The organism is Butyrivibrio sp. ob235 (assembly GCF_900109475.1).
In the GTDB taxonomy this organism is placed as follows: domain Bacteria; phylum Bacillota; class Clostridia; order Lachnospirales; family Lachnospiraceae; genus Butyrivibrio.
On record NZ_FOBE01000028.1, the window covers coordinates 52,427 to 63,423 of the forward strand.

General features: G+C 43.9%; 12 protein-coding genes and 1 pseudogene. All 13 read right to left on the reverse strand.

The features are described 5' to 3' along the window. Nucleotides 1-5: 5 nt before the first annotated feature. Entirely contained in the window at nt 6-338 is a 333-nt protein-coding gene (locus BMW61_RS16735; RefSeq protein ID WP_091824215.1) for a plasmid mobilization protein, read from the reverse strand. Nucleotide 339: 1 nt separating this feature from the next. Next, entirely contained in the window at nt 340-666 is a 327-nt protein-coding gene (locus BMW61_RS16740; protein ID WP_091824218.1) for a hypothetical protein, read from the reverse strand. Nucleotides 667-673: 7 nt separating this feature from the next. Next, on the reverse strand, nt 674-1,177 hold the full coding sequence (locus BMW61_RS16745) for a topoisomerase DNA-binding C4 zinc finger domain-containing protein (protein ID WP_091824221.1): 504 nt from the start codon (nt 1,175-1,177) through the stop codon (nt 674-676). Then, on the reverse strand, nt 1,178-2,329 hold the full coding sequence (locus tag BMW61_RS16750) for an ArdC-like ssDNA-binding domain-containing protein (protein WP_091824224.1): 1,152 nt from the start codon (nt 2,327-2,329) through the stop codon (nt 1,178-1,180). 103 nt (nt 2,330-2,432) lie between these two features. Next, nucleotides 2,433-2,975 (reverse strand): hypothetical protein, encoded by a 543-nt coding sequence (locus BMW61_RS16755; RefSeq protein ID WP_026527762.1) that lies wholly within the window; start codon nt 2,973-2,975, stop codon nt 2,433-2,435. Further along, nucleotides 2,975-3,790, reverse strand: coding sequence for a DUF4366 domain-containing protein (locus BMW61_RS16760; RefSeq protein WP_091824227.1), 816 nt, complete (start codon nt 3,788-3,790; stop codon nt 2,975-2,977). The genes BMW61_RS16755 and BMW61_RS16760 overlap by 1 nt, the downstream gene beginning before the upstream one ends. Next, nucleotides 3,777-4,127: a DUF4315 family protein gene (locus BMW61_RS16765; RefSeq protein WP_175475271.1), complete on the reverse strand. Its 351-nt coding sequence runs from the start codon at nt 4,125-4,127 to the stop codon at nt 3,777-3,779. Before BMW61_RS16765 ends, BMW61_RS16760 begins: the two co-directional genes overlap by 14 nt. A gap of 22 nt (nt 4,128-4,149) precedes the next feature. After that, entirely contained in the window at nt 4,150-6,024 is a 1,875-nt protein-coding gene (locus BMW61_RS16770; protein ID WP_091824232.1) for a C40 family peptidase, read from the reverse strand. 17 nt (nt 6,025-6,041) lie between these two features. Next, nucleotides 6,042-8,447, reverse strand: a complete 2,406-nt coding sequence (locus BMW61_RS16775) for a VirB4-like conjugal transfer ATPase, CD1110 family (RefSeq protein WP_091824240.1) — start codon at nt 8,445-8,447, stop codon at nt 6,042-6,044. A gap of 22 nt (nt 8,448-8,469) precedes the next feature. Next, nucleotides 8,470-8,853 carry a PrgI family protein gene (locus BMW61_RS16780; RefSeq protein ID WP_026527759.1) on the reverse strand — a complete coding sequence of 128 codons (384 nt, stop codon included), beginning with the start codon at nt 8,851-8,853 and terminating at the stop codon, nt 8,470-8,472. 24 nt (nt 8,854-8,877) lie between these two features. Further along, the gene (locus BMW61_RS16785) at nt 8,878-9,744 is read right to left on the reverse strand and encodes a VirB6/TrbL-like conjugal transfer protein, CD1112 family (RefSeq protein ID WP_026527758.1); all 867 of its coding nucleotides are present in this window, start codon (nt 9,742-9,744) and stop codon (nt 8,878-8,880) included. Between the two features lie 110 nt (nt 9,745-9,854). Continuing rightward, nucleotides 9,855-10,067: a Maff2 family mobile element protein gene (locus BMW61_RS16790; protein WP_026527757.1), complete on the reverse strand. Its 213-nt coding sequence runs from the start codon at nt 10,065-10,067 to the stop codon at nt 9,855-9,857. Nucleotides 10,068-10,373: 306 nt separating this feature from the next. Beyond that, nucleotides 10,374-10,997: pseudogene (locus BMW61_RS22110) on the reverse strand (Fic family protein); the annotation flags it as partial.

Sequence of the window (10,997 nt, forward strand, 5' to 3'; positions counted from 1 at the left end):
ATACCTCAATAAATATTTGATAATCTCACAAGGATTGCCTTCACCGCTTCCCAGATTTCATCCTGCTGTCTCTGAAGTTCCTTTATGTTCTCAAGATATATGTTCCCGGTCTGGTTTGCTTTCTTCGCATACTGGTTGAGGTTATTGCTGTTGATCTTAAGGAGACGGACCACTTCCTTCACATCCGTGAGGTCGAGATTGATGATGTATCCATCGATTGCCATCTTCCTCATGAATGCGCTGAGATTCCTTACTCCTATGGATTCCATCCGTTCCCTGATCTTTTCCTTATCGCTTTTTGATATCTTTATCAGGATCTGCGTGTCAGTTTTCTTCATATCACAGCATCAGCTCCGGAGCGATGAACCTGCGGACTCTTTCCTCTTCTCCCGGTTTGCATTCATGGAGCTTTTCCAATAGAGATTTCTTCTCCTCTTCATCTGGTATTCCATTACCGTTATCATCACGAATCCTCTCAGGATGATTCTCCTCAGGTTTTACATTATTGATGATGCCATCGAGATTGTTATCATTCTGCTCTATCTGATCCTCCAGACCTCTTCTGACATTCCCGACTGTATTGGGATCAAGTTCCTGTGGAAATCTTTCATGCGTACCGGTGACATCATTCCATTTCTCAATAGGTGTTCCTGTTACTTTTTCCATAGCATCATCACTCCCCTCCGCGCTTCCTTTCGGGAAATCGGATCACATACTGTGCCCTGCCTTCCTCATCTGCCGTAATATCCACATAGCAGTTAAAAGAGTTACCTGTCTTTCTGGACTTACAATGATCAAGCTTCACTGTTCCGCAGGTGAGAAGCTCCTCAGCAATGTCCTTTGTCATTTCTTTTCCGATTGACTGGAAAAACTTGTTGTCCTTCCATAATGCAAAGCGGCAGTCATAATTGCTGCAGGAGTATGCTTTCTCTCTGTCAACAATATGGCTGCCACATACAGGACAATCACCTATTACATCTGCTGTCTTTGGAACTTCGATCGGTTCTCCGTTATCTTCAAAATCGCAGGGGAACGGGAGCTCATCGTTATAAGCTGATTCCTTTGCTTTTTCAGCTCTCTTTCTTGCGTTCTCTGCATTTTCCTCATCACTTAAAAATGGAATATCGCCATCATAATCTTCGGAGTTAATCCATCCATCGTCATCTGCTATTCCCATTTAGATCCTTACCCCCTTTTCATTAACTGCATTATTTCCAAAACTGCTTTTGCTAAGTCTGTCTCTTTCAATCCGGAGCTTATCCAAAAGTGATGGTCTGCTTCCGCCTTCACCATCCGGAAGTATCCTCACAGTCCCAAGTATTCTTCTGCCGACGTTGGCATATCCCTGTGAGTCATCAGCAACAATATCCTCAGCGTTCTGCTCCTGTATTTTTTCCACGGACTGTTCCTTTTCCATGGACTGTTCATGTTCCTTAAGCCTTTCTTCAACAGCTCTTATGATTTTCGCTGAAGTTTTCCTGATTGTTCCGAGGGATTCCTTGAACTCTTTTAATGTGTCATCAGTAGTATATGAAGCCAGATACGGATGGCTGTAATCACTCGTATCATAGTTAAAGAAGCTCAGAACTACTGCAGCTGTTCCTTCAGCTTCAAGCTCCTTACGGTTTCTACTGATATCACTTTCTGCATCTGCATGGAGCATTGCATGAGTAACTTCATGCAGGCAGGTCTTAAGAGTCTGAAGTTCACTCATTCCTCCCTGGATGGCAATCCTTTTATCCTCCACATGGTAATATCCCTTAGCACCGCTCTGGATGTTTTCAAATCCTATTGGCACAGGACTTATCTCCTTAAGCACTCCCATCAGCATTTCATACTTATCGACTTCACCAACAAGCTCATCAACTCCGAGCCTCGGAAGGTCTTTACCTTCAGTCTGCGAGATATCAAAAGTGCTCTCTGCCTTGAAGCTCATAAGGTTCAGTTCCTTCTTTTCCTTAACAGGTTCGCCGTCCTTATCAAGGATCACCTTTCCGTTTGCATCGAGCTTATCCACTTCCTTCTCAATGGTATATGGTGCAGGTGCTATGACACGGATTCCCTTTTCACCCTTACGGACATAACGCCCCATCTTCTTCCAGGCTCCATAGCTCTGACATAAAGTTGCATCCGGTCTCTGCATAGCTATGAGCATGCAGTTGTTCAGTGAGTAGTGTGGAAACTTCGCCATGGTTGTAATAAGGCTTTTGAATTCATCACTGTTCCTGACTGCCTTGACACCATCTTCAAGCTTGTCTGTCAGCTCCTTTAGTTTCTCTTCAGCAATATTTCGCTGATCTTCCCTGCTGGAATTATTATTTTCATTCATCAGTTTTCCTCGCCCTTACGGAATCCAGGAGCCTTTGCAGGCTCCTTTCTCTTTATTTCCTTTGCCTTTTTCACATAAGCAATATATCTGGATTTACGTGCCATCACTCGTTCTCCTCCATTACAGTTCCTTCGCCTATAGCTTCCAGATTCTCAAATAAGCTGACCTCATCAAAATAGAAGTCTTCTCTGTTTTTCAGAGTCGCCCTCTCATTTCTGTAGACCAGCTCGAAGTTACCGATCTCGATTTTTATGCTCTGCACAAGTACAACATCCCCGTCAGCCAGGAGATATACTTCGTTTATATCCCAGAGTTCCATGCCACTATCGTAGTAATAAGCCTCGACATCGTCATACACTTTTATGGCAGGGCAATAGAAAAGCTCTGTTCCGGAAAGCTCCATGTCTGCAATGTGTCCCTCCATATCCGGAATATATTCCTCACAGCATTTGTTGATTTTGGGATACATGGCATCCACATATCTGTCGGAAAGTGCATTGATGATCACATCATCATCTTCCTCAAGATATTTGTCATACTCCTCATCACTAAATCCGTTCATCCACTGGTCATATTCAATGAGGCCGAACAGGTCTTTTAAGATCTTCTTCAAAGATTCCTTAGAAAAAGCTTCTTTTCTTACCATCACACTTCCTCCTTATCTTCCTTATCTGTCACTGGCAGCTCCTCACGGATGCCCTCGTCTTCATCATCGAGACTTACCACATCGTCGTCATCAAAGCTGCTCAGATAATCCTCATCCTCGTAATCCTCATCAGGGTCAGGCAATGTGCTTTTCTTCTTTGAATTCTTTGTTGATGTGTAATACATGAATCCTGCAGCACCTCCGAGTGCAACGATCAGTATAAGTGCCATGATCCCATTTACATTTACAGGCTTCTTTTCCTCTACTTCAGGCTCCGGTTCAGGTTCCTCTACAGGTTCCGGCTCAGGAGTCACAACCGGTGCAGGCTCCTCTACCTTCTCTTCCTTTGCTCCAATCCCTGTTACTTTGATATACTCGCTGACCTGATCCTCATCCATGAGAGATAACAGATCTGACTCATCAACCATATTCAGGAAATGGACCTTTTCGTTGCCATCATCATCACGGTCGATGATGATATAAAAATAGTTGCCGTTCTTTGTCATGACTGTGATGAACTGCTTGCCACCAGCTTCGATGCTGCCGTAGTCATCAACGAGTTCCATGTTGCCATCAGGTGTGAGCGGTCCCCACTTTTCCTCTACCTCAGGATCTTTGCCCTGACAGTTTCGATAATCCGCCTGGCAGATAGGGCAGTCAGGATCAATATGATCCTCCGTGCACTTTGTCTCACATGAACAGTCAGGACCTCCTGCAAATGCTGTCACAGGACTGCAACAAAAAAGTGACCCGCAGAGAGCCACCGAAATTCCAAGAGCCTTTACCCTTGTACCTATTGAATTAAAAAATCTCATTTAACACATCCTCCGTATATTTGTTTTCTTTTTCTGCTGATAAGCTCTCCGTAGTATCATCCTTTGATCTGTCGCCAGCTTCCTTTTCAGCTTTAGTATCCTTTGATGCTTCCGCCTTCTTACTCTTTGGCACAGGCTTCTTATCGTCATCCTTAACGCCAAGGAATTCTGCAAGCTGTTCAGGTGTCATCTCAACCCTGTTTACTATTCCAAGGATCTCAGTCACTTCCTCTTCATGGATCCTGGCATCAACATCCTCAAGCTTCCTTTTGTACTCCTCATATTTGGGCAGTATCCTCTCACGCTCTGCCCTGAAACGGTTCAATCTCTCAAACATATAATCCTCCTGATAATCTTCATTACCTGATCCTTCCAAACGAATCAAAATGCGCCTGCCAGTATGGTGTGTTGATGGATGAATACTTAACAGGATTACCCGCATGGATCATCATCCCATTCCCCACATAGATTCCCACATGACTGCAGCCCGCAGTATCATAGGTCCCATGGAAAAAGATAAGGTCTCCCGGTTTTGCATCCGCCGGAGAAACATAATCTGTTATGGCACGAAGTCCGTTTGCAGTCTGTCTTCCGACATTCCAGCCGTTCCCACAATGATTGATTACCCAGCTCACAAATCCTGAACAGTCAAATCCAGAAGGACTGTAACCTCCCCAGACATAAGGAGTTCCAAGATGACTCTCCGCTTCATGGAGCATCCTTGCAAACTGTTCATCAGTAAGGTATTCACCGGGGACATGATAATTATCATCATCACCGGGATGATCGTCCGGTGTGTTGTAATAATCATCCTCACCGAAGAGATACTTCTTGTTGCCAAAGGTCTCAAGTAGGACCTTGTACCTGATCATCTCATCCTCGGTAAAACCAAGCTCCTCAACAACTTCATCGAGGGTATGATTGATCAGATACACATTCAGGATGTAATACTGATAGTCCTCAGTTACGGTATAGCTGTATGGCTGCCAGTAGCCTCCATCTTCGTGAGATGAATCCTCGACCCATGTAACTCCAGAATACTCGACTTCATGCTGCCTGGTTTCTTCTACTTCTTCCGTGTAAAATTCATACTGAAGATTGAAGATGGTCTGCAGCATGCCCTGGACTTCTGCCCTGGTATAGTTTTCAAACATAACAGTGAGTATCGCTGCCAGCTGGTATGGATTATGGCCGACTTCATCGACATAGTAATTGACCTCGTCATAACCGGAAGTGTCCAGGTTATTCAGATCGTCCTGAAGATCCGCTTCCAGTTCTTTGTAGTCGTCTTCCACAGCAAGGATTTCCTCATCCTCTGCCGTGTATGTTGTGATGACAGCTATATCTCCGTTGTTTCCACCTATCATTCCAAAGGTTCCTGCAAGCACTGCAAACATGAGCACCACTATAAGAAGAAGCAGGATGATTATAGCTATGATGGGATGTTCTTCAGCCATCTCCCTGGTTCTTTCTGCCAGCAGTCCTGTAAGGTCAGTTGATTCATCCGTCAGCCGTTTTCCAAAAAAGCCTGAATTCTCTGCAGCTGCTGCACGCTTTGCCGCTGCTCTCTTCTGCATTTCTTTTCGAAGTCTTTCCTTAACCTCTGCCTCGGATCCGCCACCACTAAGTTCTCTCTGATGGAGTTTATTTCCGTATTTACTGCTCTTAACCTTCTGCGTTACTGAACTCACAGCACCGCTGGCAACATATCCGCCTGTCTCAAGTGCTTCCTCAGCAACATAATCTTCATCCTGATCATTCCCTGCTACTCCGGTCATGTATGCTCCGATACCGGCACCTTTGGATATGGCGTTTGCCGTATCAGCAACTCCGGATAGCGCTGAGCTATTCCGAAAACTGTACTCCGAATTCTCAGCCGCTTTCTTATTCTGTATCCTTGTGGCTTTCAGTTCTTCACTTCTGATTGTATCCCTCGCATCCTGCTGCTGGGATTCTCTTTTTGCTGTGCTCGTCTGCCTTTCCTTCTCAGCGCTCACAATCTGCTGCTTTACCTTCTTATGGCGCTTAGCTCGTATCTTCGCCCTGCGCCTTGCTTCTTCAGGTTCCAGCTCTTTGGTAGTTCTCTCTCCTCTGAGCATCTCACCGTAATATTTCCTTGCAGTATCCTTATTCTTCAGTTTGCTCCCAAGGGATTTTGTTCTGCCGGTATCATCTCCGTATTGGGTTGTCCCCGTATTCTTGGAATCTCCTGATCCATATATGCTTTCATTCATCGCTCTTCTCCATCAGCTCAGGCTGATACCTTCTCCGTATCAGCCTTGTTCTCTGCACTCTCTATGAATTTGGTACTGATGACCTTATAGAGCATGCTCTCCTTCGGGAATCTGTCCACGAAGGGCAGTATCACGTTTCCATAAAAAATAAGCCCTTCACCTTCTCCCGAATGTGTTACATACGAGAGCTGATGCGGACTTATGTTCAGCTGTCTTGCCAAGATTGATCTGTCACCCACCGCCTGGTTCAGCATAAGGATGAAATCTGAATTCTCAAAGATATTCTCAACTTCGCGTGAAGCAAGCAGATCCTTGATGTTCTGGGTTATACCTGTCGGCATACCGCCCCACTTTCTGAATCTCTTCCAGATCTCAACTGTATATGCAGCTGTCTGCTCTTCACGAAGGAGCAGATGCATCTCATCAATGTAGTATCTGGTGGATCTTCCCATCGCCCTGTTTCCGGAGACTCTTCCCCACACCTGGTCCTCAACGATAAGCATTCCTATCTTCTTAAGCTGTTTACCAAGATCCTTTATATCGAAACAGACGATTCTGTTATTGATATCAACGTTAGTGCGATGGTTGAAAACGTTCAGCGAACCTGAAACATAAATTTCAAGTGCAGTTGCCACAAACTTGGCTTCGGGCTCATCCTGCTTTAAGAGCTCGTTATAGAGGTCCTCCAATATAGGAATGTTCTCTTCGCAGGGATCCTCAAGATACTTCCTGTAAACAATTCGCACGCATCTGTCGATGACTGTTTTCTCTGCAGGCTTTAGTCCATCCTTGGAACCCATGATGAGCTCACACAGCGACAGTATGAAATCTGCCTTCAGCATGATCGGGTTATCATCCTCTGAATAGTTCATGTTGATATCCATGGGATTTATATACTGATCTGATGTCGGGCTTATCCTGATGACCTGACCTCCAAGGTATTCCACCATTGCTCGATACTCGGACTCAGGATCACAGATGATTATGTCATCATCCGTAACCATAAATGAGTTTGCAATCTCTCTCTTCGCTGCAAAGGACTTACCGGAACCTGGTGTACCAAGTATCAAGCCATTCGGATTCTTAAGGAGCTTCCTATCTACCATGATTAGATTGTTTGAAAGCGCATTTAAGCCATAATACAAAGCACCTCTGTGATCCTGGAAAAGCTCCTGTGTTGTGAATGGTACAAATATCGCTGTACTTGAAGTTGTCATACCACGCTGGATATCCACCTCGTTATATGCAAGAGGAAGCGTACTCACAAGTCCCTGCTCCTGCTGATAGTCCAGACGCACCAGGTTACAGCTGTGTTTCTGAGCTATTGATGATGTCTGGAATATATTGTTTTCCAGCTCCTGCTTCGTTTTTCCCGTATTCATGATAAGGAATGTCATGAGGAACATTCGCTCGTTCTGCTGCTGAAGTTCTTTAAGAAGTTCCTTTGCATCCCTGCCATAAGTCACAAGGTCTGATGGTAACACATCCATGTCATAACCTGCTCTTACCGCCTTCTTCTGCTCCTCGATTTTGGAACGGTCCAGCTCAGTGATAGTGTGCTTTACGGTTTTAATCGCCTCATTCTGATCTACTGAATGAAGGTGCATGGTAACGATCTGACTTGATTCCATTCCAAGGAAATCTGCCAGCATCCTGTCACTGATATCAGATGCATCCACAGATAAAAAGCTCATGGCGCACCAGGTATCTCCCATCTTGAAATACCTGCCAGTGGGAAACTCAAATGAACTTGGTGCTATGAAATCCTTTACTGAAAGCCCTGACTTCACAAGGTATTTCCAGTCGAAGTGGAATTTTGCATTATCCCCGATATGAAGCTGCTTATGCATGAGTTCAAGTCTCTCATAGCCATTCATGGTATGTGCCAGGACACCCAGCCTCTTGAAGTTATTAAGGATATCCATCTCGATATGCACAAGTCTTGGCTTTGCAGATTTCATTGAATCAGCATGGATTCCAAAAGTAATGTACTTTGTTTTGGTCAGACCATTATTGCCTGCTTCCATGTTTTTAAGCAGGATACCCGAATACTCGTCACGGACATCATTGAATCTGTCGTCCTGATGCTCTATGCGGATCTTCTTTTCAAAATCCCCTATCTCCGTCGCAAAATTCATAAATGAAAGCTCAAAATGGACGGAACTGTCGAAGAAATTCAGGAAGCTGCACCACTCCTCGAAGATCTCTGTCTTATCCTCCTGCTGTGCAAGCTGATAGTTGATATCCTGGAACTGTATTGTCTTGGTGTAATAATCACTTCCTACTCTGCATATCCCGTCCTGGAACATCCTCTCAAAAGGAAGCGTCTGCTGCGCTGTCCTTGGCGTCCCATCATTTTTCTGCGCTTTCTTTATGATCTGCTTTATCTCTTTCTGCTCACGTTTTGACAAGCCCTCCGGCATGTCAAACTCCCTGGTCTCTTTTTTATTTTTCCATGGAAGTACGAACAATCTCTTCCACCTTCCTTTCTGCTTCTGCCTGCCTCATGAGAGCGGCATAATAATTATCCGTTTTATACGGACGTTTCTTAGGCCTTATGAAAATAGCCTGAATAAAATGCCCCAGGTATACTTCCAAAGGGCGTCCGTTCTTTTCATACATGGCAAAGAAGAAGATAGGCATCATTATCACCATCATCCCCATCACTGCCACATTTACCTCAGCCACGCTTTTTATAAGAAAAAATGACGGGACTCCTATGAGCGCCGCCACCAAAAAGCATATGAGCTGTCGTTTTGTAAGATTGAAAATGATCTTACTCTTTACCTTTGTTAAGTCCCTCGGGACACTGATATATGAAGCTGCCATATGTCTCCCTTCTTCCCTGCCTGTTTAAATCGCATTAAGTATTGCTTTACTTACTGTGCTTGTCTTGAATAAAGAAAATCCAAGAAGCAGTGTGTATCCAAGTGCCATCCAGATTGATCCGACGATGTCAGTTGTAAACGCTACCGATGTGATGAGCACTGCATAGATTCCAACACATATCATGATGAGGAATCCCTGAAAACCAAGCGCAAACAGACTCTTTACATAATGTATTCCGATGCTGCCGTGTTCCTTGTTTCCAAAGGTTGCAAACGGAATTGGTGCCATTGAAACATACATGTATATCTCGATCATTCTGGCTATTACTATGATATTTATGATCTCTGCTGAAAGCTGTGTAAACAGGTTCACTATCGCTATCTGAATGAATAACCCAAGGATGCTCATGATATCCATAGCCTCAATGGTTGACTGCATCCCTGCAAGTGCTGATGCATCTATGGCTGTCGAAGCACCTATCACTCCACCGGCACCCGCCACAACATGCTGCGCCACATCAAATACCGCCATGGAAAAATCCCATGTGTGGGTGATAAGCTCTACAGCGATCGCTGTCTTGAACACCCATTTGAATATGAACCAGGTCTCGAAATTAGCCAGGTTGTTATAGCTGATGATCAGCTGCACAAGTTCATAACAGGCCACAAAAGTCAGGATTATGCCCGCAATGGGCATTATGACAGTTTCGGATATAGTTTTGATCATGCTAAAAACTGAGGGCGAAAATGCTGAGGGCGTCTGCCCAACATCCGCCGCAATGCCTCCGACTGTGGTATTCACACAGTTAAACATTTCCGACAGGCACTGCATAAGATACGGTATTATCAGCTCCTTCAAATGCTCCTCAATCTGTTCAAGTACTGCTTCCAATATCCTTCTCCTGTATTATTTTCTTTGTTATAACATGGACTGGTCATGAGAAAGTCTCATGCCAGTCCACTATGGTCACTATATTTAGTTGTAATTTTCTCCGGTGCTAATCAGAGAAGGTTGGCAAGAAGCGGAACGACTGTTGTACCGATGAGGGCAACACCTCCACCTGCCATCAGCTGCTTCATTCCCTGTGACTTGGCCCCGGGATTGTCATTGCCATATCCTTCAAGAAGGTTAATACCTCCCCATACACCAAGGCCTGCGCCAAGGGCAACAACGATAGTCTCTAATGTGCTCACTGAGCTCTGAAAAAATCCCATGATAACTCTTGAATCTGATAACGTGTATTTATTACCCAAATACCGTTAATCAGATTCTTCTCCTTTCTAATAATTGTTTTTAGGTAGCGACACCTCTCGTGTTACTGAGATGCCGGTTGATAGTTACTTTCCGAAGTCCGTCGACTGACTCCGGATGCATGGCCATGTCTGCCCTCACAGCATAAAATCCTGGTATTGGGCAAAAGAAAAAGCATTTGCAATACTGCACATGCCCTTTATATAAGAAAAAGCCCTGAATATATGCCTTTTATTGACATATATAAGAGCCCTTTTCTTCACATTTATTTACTTTTTGAAAAGATATTTACCTTTTCCCTTTCCCTTCATAGGATAAATAATTTCCATATCTAACATCCGCTTAATCAAAGCTGATGCCGGAGATGCTGTGATAGATAGTGTTTCCATCACTTCCGATCTTCCAAAAAATGATTCATATCCATATTTTTTAAACAAACTGATAATGTTATTCTTTGTTTTGTTTCCTACATCCTCCGGGATATGAATGTCCTGTTTTGGTTCCTCAATGTCCTGTTTTTTATCACCAATGTCCTGTTTTGCTTTCTCAATGTCCTGTTTTTCGAAATATCCACTGATATGCATATTTCTGTTATGCAGTTCATTATGCTCACCAAGTAAAAGATTTCGCATAAATGATTCCAAATACTCAGTAGTAGCATGTACTCCCTTTGAATAATCGTTGTAATTTGCCCTTACAAGCGCATTTCTAAAGTACCATGCATTCTCAGCAAATATATCGTTAGTAACATCAAATCCCATTGTCCTCAGATATTTGATAAAGAAAACAGCGGTTGTTCTTGTATTCCCCTCCCCAAAAGCATGTATTTGCCATAGGTTAGCGACGAATCTCGAAAGATGTCTGATATCATCTCTGATATTATCATAAGAATA